This window comes from Tardiphaga sp. (assembly GCF_025356345.1).
Taxonomy (GTDB): domain Bacteria; phylum Pseudomonadota; class Alphaproteobacteria; order Rhizobiales; family Xanthobacteraceae; genus Tardiphaga.
Window position 1 is genome coordinate 17,842 of record NZ_JANXTC010000043.1, and the last position, 15,761, is coordinate 33,602.

At 64.4% G+C, this 15,761-nt stretch carries 11 protein-coding genes; 7 read left to right on the plus strand and 4 right to left on the minus strand.

Annotation, left to right across the window (positions count from 1 at the left end):
- The first annotated feature begins 102 nt into the window (after nt 1–102).
- The 4 genes from ssuD to Q0S16_RS02320 are packed head-to-tail and all read left to right on the plus strand — an operon-like array spanning nt 103 to nt 3,530.
- The gene (ssuD, locus tag Q0S16_RS02305; RefSeq protein WP_295844583.1) at nt 103–1,263 is read left to right on the plus strand and encodes an FMNH2-dependent alkanesulfonate monooxygenase; all 1,161 of its coding nucleotides are present in this window, start codon (nt 103–105) and stop codon (nt 1,261–1,263) included.
- A 5-nt stretch (nt 1,264–1,268) separates the two neighbouring features.
- The gene (gene ssuC / locus Q0S16_RS02310; RefSeq protein WP_295844585.1) at nt 1,269–2,075 is read left to right on the plus strand and encodes an aliphatic sulfonate ABC transporter permease SsuC; all 807 of its coding nucleotides are present in this window, start codon (nt 1,269–1,271) and stop codon (nt 2,073–2,075) included.
- 17 nt (nt 2,076–2,092) lie between these two features.
- Nucleotides 2,093–2,938 carry an ATP-binding cassette domain-containing protein gene (locus Q0S16_RS02315; RefSeq protein ID WP_295844588.1) on the plus strand — a complete coding sequence of 282 codons (846 nt, stop codon included), beginning with the start codon at nt 2,093–2,095 and terminating at the stop codon, nt 2,936–2,938.
- A gap of 7 nt (nt 2,939–2,945) precedes the next feature.
- Nucleotides 2,946–3,530, plus strand: a complete 585-nt coding sequence (locus Q0S16_RS02320) for a flavin reductase family protein (RefSeq protein WP_295844591.1) — start codon at nt 2,946–2,948, stop codon at nt 3,528–3,530.
- 58 nt (nt 3,531–3,588) lie between these two features.
- Here the strand turns inward: Q0S16_RS02320 and Q0S16_RS02325 are convergent, their stop codons facing one another.
- The 4 genes from Q0S16_RS02325 to Q0S16_RS02340 all read right to left on the minus strand — a co-directional run bounded on the left by Q0S16_RS02325 (nt 3,589) and on the right by Q0S16_RS02340 (nt 12,575).
- Nucleotides 3,589–5,814 (minus strand): adenylate/guanylate cyclase domain-containing protein, encoded by a 2,226-nt coding sequence (locus Q0S16_RS02325; RefSeq protein WP_295844593.1) that lies wholly within the window; start codon nt 5,812–5,814, stop codon nt 3,589–3,591.
- A gap of 25 nt (nt 5,815–5,839) precedes the next feature.
- Nucleotides 5,840–7,150 carry an HlyD family type I secretion periplasmic adaptor subunit gene (locus Q0S16_RS02330; protein ID WP_295844595.1) on the minus strand — a complete coding sequence of 437 codons (1,311 nt, stop codon included), beginning with the start codon at nt 7,148–7,150 and terminating at the stop codon, nt 5,840–5,842.
- Nucleotides 7,147–8,904: a type I secretion system permease/ATPase gene (locus Q0S16_RS02335; protein ID WP_295844596.1), complete on the minus strand. Its 1,758-nt coding sequence runs from the start codon at nt 8,902–8,904 to the stop codon at nt 7,147–7,149. The genes Q0S16_RS02330 and Q0S16_RS02335 overlap by 4 nt, the downstream gene beginning before the upstream one ends.
- A 134-nt stretch (nt 8,905–9,038) precedes the next feature.
- Nucleotides 9,039–12,575, minus strand: coding sequence for a VCBS domain-containing protein (locus tag Q0S16_RS02340; protein WP_295844599.1), 3,537 nt, complete (start codon nt 12,573–12,575; stop codon nt 9,039–9,041).
- 368 nt (nt 12,576–12,943) lie between these two features.
- Here Q0S16_RS02340 and Q0S16_RS02345 point away from each other — a divergent pair, with 368 nt between their 5' ends.
- The 3 genes from Q0S16_RS02345 (at nt 12,944) to Q0S16_RS02355 (ending at nt 15,575) form a co-directional block, all read left to right on the plus strand.
- A complete protein-coding gene (locus tag Q0S16_RS02345; RefSeq protein ID WP_295844601.1) occupies nt 12,944–13,714 on the plus strand; it encodes a transglutaminase-like cysteine peptidase in 771 nt (256 codons plus the stop codon).
- 126 nt (nt 13,715–13,840) lie between these two features.
- Nucleotides 13,841–14,683 (plus strand): glucose 1-dehydrogenase, encoded by an 843-nt coding sequence (locus Q0S16_RS02350; RefSeq protein ID WP_295844602.1) that lies wholly within the window; start codon nt 13,841–13,843, stop codon nt 14,681–14,683.
- A 67-nt stretch (nt 14,684–14,750) separates the two neighbouring features.
- Nucleotides 14,751–15,575, plus strand: a complete 825-nt coding sequence (locus tag Q0S16_RS02355) for a DUF4886 domain-containing protein (protein ID WP_295844605.1) — start codon at nt 14,751–14,753, stop codon at nt 15,573–15,575.
- Nucleotides 15,576–15,761 lie beyond the last annotated feature (186 nt).

Here is a 15,761-nt window from a genome sequence, read left to right on the forward strand (position 1 = left end):
GCGCCGATTTTCGCAACTTTCCGCCGTGCCGCGCGGTTGATCACCCGCACGTCGATGTCGCGGATGAAGTTCTGACGACCCAGACCTGATTGAGAGTGGAATATGACCGATTCATCCAAAGCCAACGTTCTCTGGTTCCTGCCGACCCATGGCGACGGGCGCTATCTCGGCACCAGCCAGGGTGCACGCCCGGTTGACTTCAACTATCTGCGACAGATCGCCCAGGCGGCGGACCAGCTCGGCTATTTCGGCGTATTATTGCCAACCGGGCGAAGCTGCGAGGATTCCTGGGTGGTTGCCTCCGCGGTAGCGCCGTGGACCGAGCGTCTACGCTATCTAGTGGCGGTGCGGCCGGGCCTGCAGTCGCCGAGCGTCGCAGCGCGCATGACGGCGACGCTGGACCGCGTCACCAATGGCCGGCTCCTTATTAACGTCGTCACTGGTGGCGATCCGGTCGAAAATCGTGGCGACGGCATCTTCCTCGATCATGACGAACGCTATGCGGTCACTCGCGAATTCCTCAACGTCTACAGCGATCTGCTCGCCGGCAACACGGTCAACGTGCAGGGCAAGCATATCCAGATCGAGGACGGCCGGCTGATCTTCCCGCCGGTGCAGTCGCCACGTCCGCCGTTGTATTTTGGCGGCTCCTCGGATGCCGGCATCGACGTCGCCGTGGACACGGTCGATAAATATCTGACCTGGGGCGAGCCGCCGGCCGCTGTCGCCGAGAAGGTGGCACGGGTCAAGGCCGCCGCCGCGAAGCGCGGCCGCAAATTGTCATTCGGCATCCGACTCCATGTCGTGGTGCGCGAAACCAACGAGGCGGCCTGGAAGGCCGCCGACGAACTCATTCAATACGTTACCGACGAGACCATCGCCGCCGCTCAGAAGACTCTGGCGCGGCAGGATTCGGTCGGCCAGCAGCGTATGGCGCAATTGCATGGCGGTCGTCGCGACAAGCTCGAGATCAGCCCCAATCTGTGGGCCGGTGTCGGCCTGGTGCGCGGCGGGGCCGGCACCGCGCTGGTCGGCGATGCGGCCACCGTGGCGGCCCGGATCAAGGAATATCAGGACGTCGGCGTCGATACATTCATCATGTCCGGCTATCCGCACCTCGAGGAAGCCTATCGCTTCGCCGAACTGGTGTTTCCGCTGCTGTCGCTGCAAAGCCACGACAATGTCACCCCGCTGCGCGCCAATACCGGGCCGATCGGCGAGACCATCGCGAACGAGCACCGTCCGCTCGCCAAGCAGGCCTGATCACCATGAGCAGCGTTGAAATTCTCCCGCGCGTTCGTGCTTTCCGGTTGCCTCGTATCGATGGTCTGACCCAGTGGATCGTGCCACTGGTGATCCTGCTGGTCTGGCAGCTGGCCTGCGTCAGCGGCTTCGTGCCGGCGCGGGTGATGCCGGCCCCGACTGATGTCGCGCTGGCCGGATGGAAGCTGCTGCGCTCCGGCGAGCTGGTGCAGAATATCTGGGTCAGCTTCTGGCGGGCCAGTGTCGGCTTTGCCATCGGCGGCAGCATCGGCTTCGCCTTTGGTCTCGCCAATGGCCTGTCGGAGCTGAGCAGCAAGCTCACCGACACCACGCTGCAGATGGTGCGCAACGTGCCGCATCTGGCGCTGATTCCGCTGGTGATCCTGTGGTTCGGGATCGATGAATCGGCAAAACTGTTCCTGGTCGCGCTCGGCGTATTCTTCCCGATCTATCTCAACACCCTGCACGGCATCCGCACGGTCGATCCGCAGTTGATCGAGATGGGCCGCATCTACGGCATGAGCAATGGCGAACTGTTCCGCCGGGTGATCTTCCCGGGCGCGTTGCCGTCGATTTTCGTCGGCGTGCGCTTTGCGCTCGGCATCATGTGGCTGACGTTGATCGTGGCGGAGACCATCGCGGCGTCGTCCGGCCTCGGCTACATGGCGATGCAGGCCCGCGAATTCATGCAGATCGATATCGTCGTGCTCAGCATCCTGATCTACGCGCTGCTGGGCAAGGTCGCCGACAGCGCCTCGCGCGTGCTGGAACGGCTGACGCTGTCCTGGCACCCGGCTTTCCAGAAACATTGAGCGAGTCCAACGTGCAAATGAACCAGTCGCTTCGCCTCCGCCACGCCGGTGCCGAACTTGTCGAAGTCCCTTCGGATTTCGAGCAGGCGCTGACCGCTCGACGCGCCGCCGGGCAACCGTCCCGCGGTCTGTCGCTGACCATTCGCGGTCTGCGAAAATCCTTCGGCAGCAACGAAGTGTTGCGCGGCATCGACCTGCACATTCCCGCCGGCCAGTTCGTCGCCATTGTCGGGCAGAGCGGCTGCGGCAAGAGCACGCTGCTGCGGCTGATCGCCGGCCTCGATCAGCCGACCGCCGGCACTATCAGTTTTGGCGAGCAAACCCGTCCCGAGGACATCCGGGTCATGTTCCAGGAGCCGCGTTTGCTGCCCTGGGCCCGCGTGCTCTCCAACGTCGAAGTCGGCCTCGGTGCCGATCGCGTCTCGGTCGATGCCAAGGCGCGCGCCGAAAAGGCGCTCGCCGAAGTCGGTCTCGCCGACAAGCGCGAACAATGGCCGGCGGTTCTGTCCGGCGGCCAGAAGCAGCGGGTGGCGCTGGCCCGTGCCCTGGTCAGCCACCCCCGGGTGCTGGCGCTCGACGAGCCGCTCGGCGCGCTCGACGCCCTGACCCGGATTTCGATGCAGCGTCTGCTCGGCCGCGTCTGGCACGACCAGGCTTTCACCCCGATCCTCGTCACCCATGACGTGGCGGAAGCCGTGGCTCTCGCCGATCGCGTGCTGGTCATTGAAGAAGGCCGCATCGCGCACGATATCCATGTCGATATCGCGCGGCCGAGGCAGCGCGGGTCCGCCGATCTTGCCGCGCTGGAGGGCTCGATCCTGCGCAATCTTCTCTCCGCCGGGGATGACGCAACTGACTTGTGAGGCCGAAATGAATTCGATCGTGCGTAACCTCCAGGTTGATCGCGACGTCGCCCCCGCTGAATTCCGTGGCGCCATGCGCTCATTGGCCGGCGGCGTCAGCGTCATCACCGTCGGCCGTGGCAAGGACATCACCGGCATGACGGTGACCTCGGTATCGTCGCTGTCGGTCGAGCCGCCGACCCTGATCGTCAGCGTCAACCGGCAGTCCTCGTCCTGGCCGCTGCTGCAGCGCTACGGCGCCTTTGGCGTCAACATCCTGACCGCCGATCAACTCGACATCGCCGAACGGTTTTCCGGCAAGGACGGGTTGAAGGGCGCGGCGCGGTTTGCCGGCGCGCAATGGGTGACCCGCGCCACAGGCGTCCCCCTGCTGGTCGGCGGGCTGGCGGCGATCGATTGCGAGGTCGAGGAAGTGATCGAGCGGCATTCCCATGCCATCGTCATCGGCCGCGTCCGCGACGTCATCACCGCGGTGCCGCGCACAGCGCTGACCTATTGGGACGGCCAATATGTCGCGATCGACCAGAACGAGGATGCGCTGAAGCTGGCGGAAGTCAGCCTCCCCAGCCCGCGCGGGCTTCGGGAAATTTGATGGTGCTTGTCATTCCGCGGGCGCGTTCGCCTGGCGCGCCCGCGCCCGGAATGGCCGGCTACTTCGTCAATAGCGCGTAGGCCCCGTTCCACTCTGCCGGCGGCGGATTGAGCTGATAGGCTCGTAGCCGCTTCTCATACAGGTCGTATAATAGCCGCAGCAGATGACCGACGTCAGAGCTGCGGCCGCGTTCGATCGCGAACAGGGCACCCTCCCAGTCGCGGCTACGATAGCAGGCCAGCATTTCGATGGTCAGATTGCGGAGCAGCTGAAAGCTTTCCGACGTCGCCATCTCCTGGCGCCCGGCGATCGCATAGATTACTTCCGGCTCGGTCTTGCCCTTCACCATGATGAAGTCGAGTTCGAGGATCGCAAATCTGCTCTTCGCCGCCAGGGCGGTCTTGGAGCCGACGATGATCGGAAATCCGTATTCCTTCGACTGCCCTTCCAGCCGGGACGCCAGGTTGACGCTGTCGCCGAGCACCGAATAGTCGAACCGCAGGTCGGATCCCATATTGCCGACCACGCAAGTGCCAGTGTTGAGGCCGACGCCGACCTGGATCGGGAGGTAGACGTGGCCGCCCTGAGCCGCCTCGGTCTCGCGGACCTTGTTCAGCGCCTCGATGCGTTCCAGCATGTCGAGCGCGGCGTCGCAGGCATTGACCTGGTGGTGGGGATCGTCGAGCGGCGCGTTCCAGAACGCCATGATGGCGTCGCCCATATATTTGTCGATGGTGCCGTCGCGGTCGAGGATCGCATTGGTCAGCGGCGTCAGGAAGCGGTTCATCAACGTGGTCAGGCCATGTGGGTCGTGCCGGTAGGATTCCGCGATCGAGGTGAAACCGCGCACGTCGGAGAACATGATGGTCATCTCGCGTTCCTCGCCGCCCAGCACCAGTTTTTCCGGCGACTGCGCCAGTTGCTCGACCAGCGCCGGCGACAGATACTGGCTGAAGGCGGAGCGGATGCGGCGGCGCTGTCGCTGCTCGCGCACGAAATTGCTGAAGATCAGGCTGAGATAGATCAGTGTGGTCGACAGCAACGGATAGGTGAAGTCGATCAGCAGCCGGTGCCTCGTGTAGAAATACCAGGACGTGCCGGTCAGCAAGGCTGCGAACAGCGCGCCGACCGCGACCAGCGTGATCGGCCCGAACATCGGCGCCAGCCAGATCACGGCGATGCCGAGCAGCAGCGCAGCGCACAGCTCGGCGCCGATCGCATAATTCGGCTGCGACAGCACCGTACGCGTCAGCACGCTCTCCAGCACCTGGGCATGCACCTCGACACCCGGCATCACCGGATCGAGCGGCGTCGTCTTGGTATCGAGCATACCGACCGACGAGGTCCCGATCAGGACCAGCCGGCCGGCGATCTTTTCAGGCGATACCGTGCCATCCAGGACGTCCGCGGCCGATACGTAGATTCCAGGATCGCTTTTCGCGAAATGCACCCATAGCTGGCCGTTACGGTCGGTCGGGATCTCGAAGCCCCTTACGCCCACGCTCCTGATGCCGGCGCGGTCGGACTTGATCAGGATGGTGTCGGAGCCGCTCGCCACCCGCAGCATCTCGAAGCTCAGCGACGGCACGATATTGTCCTGCGCCTGCATCATCATCGGCACGCGGCGGACGATGCCGTCGCGCTCGTTGCGGATGCTGAACAAGCCGCGGCCGGCGGCGGCACGTTCCAGTTCTGGCACGTTGCGCAGTAGCCCGGGAAAATTCACGAGATAAGGCTGCGGGTCGCCGCCGAGCATAGCCAGTCCGGTCGAGGGCTGCGACCGGTCGGGCGCGGCCGTGACGCTCGACATTCCGGATTGGCCGAGCACCACGCGGGAGCGCCGGATCGCCTCCGCCAGCACCTGGTCATTGCTGGGCAGGGCGCGCAGCTTGTCGCGGGTGTCATCGTCCAGCCCGGCAATGGCATCGGCGGCATTGGCCGGACTGGTGCGGTCGGATTCCGGAAACGCGATGTCGAAACCGATTACCACGGCTCTCAGCCGGGTCAGTTGAGTGACCAGATCAGCGATGCGGGTCCGCGGCCATGGAAACTGGCCGATTTTCCGGAGACTGGCCTCGTCGATATCGACGATTACCACCGGCCGCGCGGTCTTCACGCGCGGCTCGATCGCCTGATAGGTGTCGAAGGTGCGCACCCGCAGCTCCTCCAGCGCCGGCAGTTCGGCCATCCGCAGCAGCGCCAGACCCAGCAGCAAGCCGATGCACAGCACGCGGGCAAGCCCGAACCGCCGCGCCAGCCGCTTTACTCGCTTGATCAGGATCATGTCCGCATCGGGTCTGGTCGGCCGGTCACTTCTCGCGGAATGCGCGCATCAACTGGTCGTTCAGTGGCTTGGCGAGGTAGGCCAGCATGGTGCGGTCGCCGGTCTGTACGAACGCTTCCACCGGCATGCCGGGAATCAGGCGAACGTCGCCGAGCCTGGCAATCTCCGACGGCGGCATCGAGATCCGGATCGTATAGTAGCTTTGTCCGGTGCGCTGGTCCGTGGTGGTGTCCGGAGATACCCGGCTGACGACGCCGTTCAATTCCGGCGTGGTGCGCTGGTTGAAGGCCGACAGCCGCAGCAGCGTCTTCTGGCCGATCGCGAGCTTGTCGATATCCTGTGGATTGACGCGGGCTTCCACCGACAGGCTGTCGGTCTGCGGCACGATCAGCATGATGGCGTCACCGGCCGTGATGACGCCGCCGATGGTGTGCACTGTGGATTGCAGCACCATGCCGTCCTGCGGCGCGCGGATGTCGATGCGGTGCAGCTGGTCCTCGGCGGTGACCTTGCGCTCGACGAATTCGCCGATCTTGTCATTGGTCTCGCGCAGGTCCTTGGAGACTTCGCTGACCAGATCCTTGTCGATCTGGATGATCTGCAATTCGGTCTCGGTGATCTTGCCCTTGGCCTGGGCGCGGGCGGCGATGAACTGCGCGCGCTCGCCGGCCAGCCGCGCGGCATCGCGCTCCAGCACCGTCAGCCGCGAGATCTGCACCAGTTGCTGGTCGTACAGGCCGCGGACGCCGACCAACTCTTTCTCCACCAGCGCGATCTCGCGGGTCTTGGCTGCTTCCTGCGCGGTCAGGCCGCCAATTTCCTCGTTGAGCTGGGCAATGCGTTCGCGCAGCTGCGCCTTCTGGCCAATGCGACCGGAGGAACGCACGCTGAACAGCTTGCTTTCGCTGCTGATCACGTTTTTCACGTCGTCATCGGCGACATGCCGCAGCAGTACCGCGGGGAAGCTGATCTGGTCGGTGCCGCGCTGCTCGGCCTCCAGCCTCGCGGCCCGCGCCCACAGCCCGTTGAGATTCTTGGTGACGATGGCCAGACCCGCTTTGGTCACGGTGTCGTCGAGCCGCACCACGACGTCGCCGGCCTTGACCACATCGCCGTCGCGGGCGCGCAACTCGCCGACCACGCCGCCGGTCGGGTGCTGCACCTTCTTGACGTTGGAATCGACCACCACCGATCCCGGCGCGATCAGCGCGCCGGAGATCTGCGCGGTGGAGGCCCAGCCGCCGAGACCGCCGGCGAGGATCGCGACGACGGCAAGCCCGATGATCAAATGGGTGCGGATCGAACGGCGCGCGGCGGTGGGCGACGCGATCATCATGGCTTTGAAACTCCGCCGTCGGATACGATTTTGATTGGCGCCGCGGCGGGGCGTTGCAGCACCTGTGCCAGCACGGTCTCCTTCGGGCCGAATGCCTGCATGCGGCCGTCCTTCAGCACCAGCAGCATGTCGACGCCCTCGATGCCGATCGGGCGGTGCGCCACCACGATGACGATGGCACCGCGGGCACGCGCCACGCGCACCGCGCGGGTCAGCGCCTCGTCGCCCTCGGTGTCGAGGTTGGAATTGGGCTCGTCGAGCACGATCAGGAACGGGTCGCCATACAGCGCGCGGGCCAGCGCGATGCGCTGTGCCTGGCCGGCGGAGAGCACACCGCCATGCTCACCGATCTCGGTATCGTAGCCGTCGCGCATGGTGACGATCAACTCGTGCACCCCGGCCTGCCGCGCGGCGGCGATGACGCCGTCGGATTTAGCCTCTGGATCGAAGCGGCAGATATTTTGTGCGATCGAACCGGCAAACAGCTCGACGTCCTGCGGCAGATAGCCGATATGGCGGCCGAGGTCGTCCGACGACCACTGGTCAAGGGCCGCGGCATCGAGCCGGACATGGCCGCGGACCGGCCGCCAGACGCCGACCAGTGCACGCAGCAGCGATGATTTGCCGGAGCCGGAAGGCCCGATGATACCCAGCCCCTGGCCGGCCTGCAGCACGAAACTGATCTCGCTGACCGTGACCCGGGGCTCGCCAGGCGGCGCCACGCTGAGATTTTCCACCGCCAGCTTTTGCGACGGATTTTGCAATTGCATCGGCGAGGTCGGCGCCGGCATCGCGCGCAACAATCCGTTGAGGCGGTGCCAGCTCTGCCGCGCGGCGACAAAGCCCTTCCAGTTGGCTATCGCGAGATCGACCGGGGCCAGCGCCCGCGCGCTCAGGATCGAGCCGGCGATGATGATGCCGGCGGTGGCCTCCTGGTGGATCACCAGATAGGCGCCGACGCCGAGCACCGCCGACTGCAGCATCATCCGCATTACCTTGGCGACGGCGCCGAGACCGCCGGCGACGTCGCTGGTGCGCTGGTTGCCGGCGAGATAGCTGGCATTGGCGCCGGCCCAGCGCCGGGTCAATCGCCCGGCCATGCCCATCGCCACCACCACTTCGGCGTTGCGCCGGCTGGCGATGGCCAGCTCGCTGCGTTGCGCGGCGAGGCCGCTCGCCTGCCGCGCCGGTGACCGCGTCATGAATTCGGTGAGGACGGTGAGCAACACCAGCAGCACCGCGCCGACCAGCGCGGTGAGGCCGAGCATCGCATGGAAGGCGAAGCAGATCGCCAGATACAGCGGCAGCCAGGGCAGGTCGAACAGCGCGCTCGGCCCGGCGCCGGAGAGGAAGCTTCTGATATTGTCGAGGTCGCGCAGCGGCAGCACGCCCTCGCCGCGGCCGCCCGACTGCAGCGGCAGCCGCACCACGGTCTGGAACACCCGCGCACTCATCGCCTCGTCCAGGGAGGTGCCGATCCGTACCAGGATACGGCCGCGCAGCAGATCGAGCACGCCCTGCGCGATATACAGCCCGCCCGCGAGGATGATCAGGCCAATCAGAGTCGGCACGCTGCGGCTCGGCAGCACCCGGTCATAGACCTCCAGCATGAAGAACGAACCGGTGAGGTACAGCAGATTGATCATGCAGCTCATCAGCCCGACGCCGAGGAACGCGCCGCGGCAGGCCCGCAGGGCGTCGCCGAGCTCGGACGTCGCCGGCAGGCTGGAGCTTCGTGACAGGCCGCGCTGCATGGTCAAACCCTGTAGACATCCCGGGAGCCAGTGTAGCAACGATCCGTTGCGCCGTCCTGCTATTATAGCGGGATCGGTCAGCGGGCTCCGGATCGATCCAACAACGTTAATGTCCTGGATAGGTTAACGCGGGTTCAAGCAAAGTGCGGGCTGCCCCCGGAATGGACGATAAAGTCGCTGACCGTGAGGCTCGATGCGAGCACATTGTGCAGGGTTATCGTATCATGAGCATCGATGATGATCAGCGTATCCGACGGATCAAAGCGGCTTTGCGAGACGTGTTGATGTATCCAGTCGGTAAGATGGTTAGTGGTGACCACGGCAGACAGATCGATGTGATCGACACCGCGCTGGTAATTCGTGATGGTATCGTTGCCGAGATGGGCCGCAAAAACGAAATTGTCGGCAGCGGAACTGCCGATGAAAATGTCGTCGTTACTGTTGCCGGTCAGGATATGTGTAAACGACGTGTCGTTTGAGTTGGCGATGATCAGATCGGGTCCGTGCGCGTAGTGGAAAACCTTTGAAAAGTCGTCGCCCGCGCTCCTCACCGTCTTCGCGGCACCGTAGCCGGTCTGGATACTGTCACCGTTGCTATAACCTGAAATAGTGCCAGTGAAATCGTCCGGGTCATCCAGTACCAGTGTTCCGGTCGTGCCGGAAGCAAACACCACCGAAACGTCGGAGTCATTACCGAATTCCATGGCGCCCCCGTCAATGATGGCGTGGCCGTGACCCGTTACCTTGCCGCAGATCTCGAGCAACCCAGCCTTCGCTTCGAGCGTGCCGTCATTGTAGAAGCGGCCCTCGATTTTAAGGCCGCCGGCCGCATAAGACGCCACCAGCCCATGATTGACGAAGAATCCGAACCCGGTGTCGATGTCGATGCCATGAAAAGCGTTCGACGCGATGATCTTGCCGAAAAGGTCGTTGATCAGATTCAGATAGCCGTCGCCGAGCTGGCCGTAACCATTGATCGTATTGTCGACGTTTTCGAGGATCGCCGGATGCAAGAACGAGAAATGGCCGGTAATCGCATCGCTGATACCATCGAGCGTGACGTGGCCGTGACCTTCAAGGCTGACATGCCCGTCGATCAGCAATGTCGCGCCGGCTGGCTGATAGCTCTCGACATCGACGATGATGTCGCCGCTATTCTGCACCACGCCGCTCAATTCAAGCGTCACGCCGGAACCAAGCTGTAAAATTCCGTGATTGATCAGCGCACCGGTGACGTCGAGCAGGTGCCCGCCACCCGTCGTTGTGAAATGGATCAGGTCACTCTGGGCGACATGCAGGCCGGCAATGGTGACGCTGCTCGTGAGATTGACCGTCGCTGCCGTATTGAAATACGCGATCGTGGAGGTGGTCGGAACACCCGCCGGGCTCCAGTTGGCCGCGGCATTCCAGTTGCCGCTCGTGCCGCCAACCCAAACTGCTGCATTGGCCTCCGACAAGGTTACCGACACCGTCTGAACCACGCTGCCGCCATGACCATCACTAATGGTTACTTTGAAGGTCTCGACCTTTGTTCCATTATCGGAGTCCAGCAGCGCGGCCTGCACCGCCGCTGCGTCCGTGGCTGTATAGGTCCAGGTGAATTGGCCATCGGGATTGATGCTGGTCGTATCCACCAATGTGAATGCGAGCGCGCCTAGCGCAGTGGCCGCGCCGGTATAGGTTACGCTCATGATGCTGTGGCTATCGCCGACGTCGGGATCGGCGAAGGTGATCTTGCCTGTCGTGCGGACCGTGGTGGTCGTACCCATTACGACGATGGATTGGCTGGCCGTGGTGTCGCCGGACACGATCACCGGCGCGTCGTTGGTGCCGGTGACCGTAATGGTCTCGGTCTGCGCCACCGTCGCGCCATGGGTATCGGTGACGTCATAGGTCACGACGATTTTCGCGGTCTGGCCGGCGCCGAGATAGGCGAAGGCGGCCGGATCGACATGCAGGGTCGTGCCAACCAGTGAAATGCCGGTGGGCGGATTGACCGAGGCCGGGGCGTTGCCGAGGGCGTATTTGACGTGGCTCACGGACAGCGACGCGGTGTCGCCGCTGTCCGGGTCAGTGGCGCCGTCCAGCAGGTTGACGGTCTGTGGCGCGCTGTCCTGAGTCACCGCGACGACCAGCGGCGCGGCCACCACCGGTGTGTCGTTGCTGCCATCGACCGTGAAGGTCAGCGTCTCGCGGATCGTATCAGGCCCGGACTGGCTGTCGAAGCCGATCGTATAGACCGCCTTCTGGCCGTCGGCGAGAAATTTGAACGCCGCCGGATTGTAGCTGACATGGCCAGTCTGTGGATCGATCGTTACCAGTGTCTTCAGATCGAGCGCAGGCGGCGCGTTGGACGGACCGGTCACTGAGAGGATGCGCGCGGTTCCCGGAACGTAAGGGATGGCGACATCGGTAGCATCGGGATCGGTGATGGTGACCTGATCGCGGATCTCGAAGCTGGTCCGGTCAACCGGCAGCGTCACGGCCACCGGCGCGACGAACACCGTGGGGGCGGTGTTGAAGCGCGTGATCGTGACATTGATCGGGGGCGTCCCGGGCGTGTCGCCCGGCAGGTTGATCGGTACGGTGAAGGGCTGGCCCGGAAACGGGTCCGGCGACGGCACAAATTTCAACGGGTCGGGGCTGGTGCCTGAATTTGGATCTGACGGCGTCGAGCCGCTGCCGGAGCCATTGCTGCGCGGATTGGCATTCGGGACATAGTTCGGAAAATATTGCTGCAGCGTCTGCTGGATGATCCCCTGCGCGATCGGCGACAGCGGATCGGCCGGCGCAGTCAACGTATCTCCCAGACCGCTTACGCTGGTCACCTGGCCAGCCTGATTGACCGTGCCGATGATCTGGCCGGTGGTCTTGCTGTATAAAACATAGGAGCCGGTGACGCCGCCGGGTTCGACCAGCACCTGGAATTTGACCGGAGGTGCGCCGCCCTGGCCCGGCACCTCGAAGCCGATCTCGACCAGCACGGCGGTGCCGCGGATGCCCATGGTCGCGACCGGCGTGTCGACGCGCATGTCGCCATGCTTGGCGGTCTCGCCCGCGACGAAAGTGATGGTGCCCTGGACCAGGCTGAGCAGTGAGGAATTCGACGATCCGTTGGGATCGTAGACCATCTCGTTCAGCACCATCCGGGCATTCGCCGACAGCCCGAACACGGTGCCGTCGATGAAGGTGAGGCCGAGCGACGAGGCGCTTCCGGCCTGCACGACGTCGCCCTTTTGCACGGTATCGCCGACATTGAGCAGGATCGAGACGCCGTTGCGGATCGCGGTGGCGCTGCCGGTGAGTTTTGTGACCGTGCCGATCACCTGTGCCGCGGCATTGCCGCCGCCGAGCTGGGCGAGCTGGACCTCGCCGACCAGCGCGTGAACGAGATCTCCGGACAGGCGCGCGCCATCGGGCGATGCCAGCGTCGCCCGCGAGGCGCCCTTGAAATAGTCGGCTACGACGTGGCTGTGGCCGTCCTTTGACAGCACGAGGTCGAGGCCGGAACGTGCGTAGTCGCCGGAAAACAGTAGCCGGGCGTCCGGCACGATGGTCGCACCGATATCGCCGCCGCTCTGGGCGGGCGCGGTCACAGCTACGGGCGCGCTGGCCAGTGCGCTTAATCCGTCCTGCGAAAAGTCGAATTTCCCGGCGAAGTTCAAGGTCACCGCACTATGCTTAATAGAAAGGAAATATCGAATTATGCATACCACCGGGGTGTGCAATGCGAAAGTGGACGGTTGCGCAACCTTCGGCGTAGTTCATTTCGGACGGCGGTATCTGATTGTGACTACGCGTTAATTTCGGTTAACCATTGCCGCGGCTCGGCTTGGCGGCCGCCGGCTATATGCGCCCGCGCCCGCCAGATCAGTAAAATTCGATGCGATTTGTCCTGCCGCTTTTCAGCATGTCCAGCACTTTAACCGGCGCGACGGCGGTGCTTTAAGCGACCCGCAAATCTCTCCCGCCATCCTCGCCTCGAATGATCCGGTCACGTGCTGGCTGTTGCCGCCGACGCCCGGACAAGGGGCGTCAGATGTTGATCGGTCAGGTTGGGCGCGCTTTTCGCGCCATCATATTACTATGCGCCATCGCCGGCGGGGCGCCGGCCGTTCTGCGGGCTGGCCCGCTCGAGCATGCCGATATCGACGCGATTGGCCGTCCGGCCGAGCCGTTCGGGCTGCCGACCTCCGTCGTGCGGCGCGGCGAACTCAACGAAAAATGGCTCGGCTTGGAGCGCGAGCTGGCGGATGAACTCACCGTGCTAGCCTTGTGCGAGGAGCACCGCGAAAACTGTTCATTGCCGGCGCGGCGGTTTCTCGACATGGTCGCCGTAGCCCGCGATCGCGATGGCCGTGCCCGGCTGGGCGAGATCAACCGCGGCTTCAATCTGGCGATTCGGGCGATCAGCGACCAGGCGCAATATGGCGCAACGGATGTGTGGCGCGCGCCGCTCGGCACGCTGGCGGCCGGCGCCGGCGATTGCGAAGACTACGCGATCGCCAAATGGGTGGCGCTGCGCGCCGCCGGGATTGCCGCCGAGGACCTGCGACTGGTGATCCTGCGCGACACGCTGCGCCATGAAGACCATGCCGTCGCCGCTGCCCGGCTCGACGGCCGCTGGTGGCTGCTCGACAACCGCCGCATGGCGATGGTCGAGGATGTCGATGCCCGCCATTTGCAGCCGCTGTTCGTGATCGATCATGACGGCGTCCGGCAGTATCGCAACGAGCCGGCGCCGGTCGTTGCCGCCATTGTCCAGCCGCCGGCGGCGGCGTGGGCGACGCTGGCCTCGCTCGGGCCGTAGTCTGTTCCATCGATGATGCGGGCGCCTCCGGCGGATGCGCCGCGTTGGGGCGAAAGCTGTAAAAATGCCTTGTCCAAAATTGCCTCGCATCGTCAACTACCTCCAAAGCAACGGGAAGGAAATGAGATGGGGCGGTTGGACAACAAGGTGGCGGTGATCACCGGCGCGACCAGCGGCATCGGGCTGCGCACGGCGGAAATCTTTGTTCAGGAAGGCGCCAGGGTCGTCATTGCCGGGCGCCGCGTGCCGGAAGGCGCAACGCTGGCGGCGCGGCTCGGTGCCAATTGCAGCTTCCGCCAGACCGATGTCACCGATGAAGAGCAGATGCGCGCGCTGATCGATCACGCGGTCGAAAAATTTGGCCGTATCGATTGCCTGTTCAACAATGCCGGCGGTCCGGCGCAGACCGGCGGCATCGAGGGCCTCGACGTCGATCGTTTCGACGCGGCGATGGCCACGCTGGTGCGTAGCGTGATGCTCGGCATGAAACACGCCGCCCCGCATATGAAACGGCAGGGCTCCGGCAGCATCATCAACAATGGCAGCATCGCCGGCCACCAGGCCGGATTCTCGTCGTCGGTGGTCTATGGCGCGGCGAAGGCGGCGGTGATCCATCTCACCCGCTGCGTGGCGATGGAACTCGGTGAATCCGGCGTCCGCGTCAACAGCATCTCGCCGGGCGCCATCGCCACCGGCATTTTCGGCAAGGCGCTGGGCTTGCCGGTGGAGGTCGCCGAGCAGACGCCGGCCGCGATGCGCGAGGTGTTCCGGACGGCGCAGCCGATTCCACGGGCCGGACTGCCGGACGACATCGCGCAGGCCGCTCTGTTCTTCGCCAGCGACGATTCCAGTTTCGTCAACGGCACCGATCTGGTGGTCGATGGCGGCATGACCGGCGGCCGCAACTGGAGCCAGCAGCAGCAGGGCTATGCTGCCATGCGGCAGGCCTTTGCGGCACGATCAGGCTAGATCGCAATCGACATAGCGGCTATTCGTCGCGGGCTGCAGAGGCAGAACGCAAGAAGAGGAGTAGCCCATGTCCCCCATCGTCAGAAAACTATTGATCGCCGCGGCGGCGGCCGTCGCGATTGCCGCCGTGCCCGCTGCATCGCAGGCCCAGACCAAGCCGAAGGTGACGACCCTCGGTCCGGATTTCCCGAAGACCGAGATGTTCGTCGGCAACAGCTTTTTCTACTACAATAACGGCCTGCCGGGCCATGTGTCGCTGCTGGAAAAGGCCGCCGACCCCGAGCACAAGGCGAGCTACCGCGCCACCATGATCACGATCGGCGGCTCCGGCTTCGACTGGCATGACATGGAGAGCTATTTTCGGCCCAAGGCGGTCGGCTATTATTCCTTCGACGACAACAATGTCGTGGTGTTCAATCCGCCCGGCAAGCTGTTTGACGCGGCGGTGATGATGGATTGCAGCCAGTGCCCGATCCATCCGCAACTGAAGCCGATCTTCACGGACTACGCGAAAAAGAACAGCGAGATCGTCCGCTCCCATAGCGCGGTGCCGATCCTGTTCATGTCCTGGGCCTATGAAGACAAGCCGGAAATGACGCAGCAGCTCGCCGAGGCCTATACGATCGCCGGCAACGACAATAACGCACTGGTGATCCCGGCCGGGCTCGCTTTTGCGCGGCTGCGGGCGAAGCAGCCGGAGCTCAATCTGTACCAGCCCGACAAGCGCCATCCGACCCTGGTCGGGACCTATCTCGCCGCCTGCGTGACCTTCACGGCGCTGACCGGCCGCTCCGCGGTCGGCAACAGCTATCACGCCGGGCTGGACGCCCCGACCGCGAAGCTGCTGCAGACGGTGGCCTGGGAAACCACGCAGGACTATTACGGGAAGTAGTTCGCTTCACTCCTGCCCTCGCCCCGCCAACGCGCGGCGCGGGCGCGGGCGCGGGTGGCCAGCGCCATTGTTCCTGCCATGTTCGCGAAGTAAAGCGCGGCCGGCGCCGGTCAATTCCACCGATACTTGGCGCCCTATGGCGTTGACGCGCGTGGCCAGCCCACGATCGATGCAATCTTCCCACAC

Excerpts from the sequence above, each read along its gene's own strand:
- ssuD (WP_295844583.1), top strand. The coding sequence starts at position 103 with ATGACCGATTCATCCAAAGCCAACGTTCTCTGGTTCCTGCCGACCCAT.
- ssuC (WP_295844585.1), top strand. The coding sequence starts at position 1,269 with ATGAGCAGCGTTGAAATTCTCCCGCGCGTTCGTGCTTTCCGGTTGCCT.
- Q0S16_RS02315 (WP_295844588.1), top strand. The coding sequence starts at position 2,093 with ATGAACCAGTCGCTTCGCCTCCGCCACGCCGGTGCCGAACTTGTCGAA.
- Q0S16_RS02320 (WP_295844591.1), top strand. The coding sequence starts at position 2,946 with ATGAATTCGATCGTGCGTAACCTCCAGGTTGATCGCGACGTCGCCCCC.
- Q0S16_RS02325 (WP_295844593.1), bottom strand. The coding sequence starts at position 5,814 with ATGATCCTGATCAAGCGAGTAAAGCGGCTGGCGCGGCGGTTCGGGCTT.
- Q0S16_RS02330 (WP_295844595.1), bottom strand. The coding sequence starts at position 7,150 with ATGATGATCGCGTCGCCCACCGCCGCGCGCCGTTCGATCCGCACCCAT.
- Q0S16_RS02335 (WP_295844596.1), bottom strand. The coding sequence starts at position 8,904 with ATGCAGCGCGGCCTGTCACGAAGCTCCAGCCTGCCGGCGACGTCCGAG.
- Q0S16_RS02345 (WP_295844601.1), top strand. The coding sequence starts at position 12,944 with ATGTTGATCGGTCAGGTTGGGCGCGCTTTTCGCGCCATCATATTACTA.
- Q0S16_RS02350 (WP_295844602.1), top strand. The coding sequence starts at position 13,841 with ATGGGGCGGTTGGACAACAAGGTGGCGGTGATCACCGGCGCGACCAGC.
- Q0S16_RS02355 (WP_295844605.1), top strand. The coding sequence starts at position 14,751 with ATGTCCCCCATCGTCAGAAAACTATTGATCGCCGCGGCGGCGGCCGTC.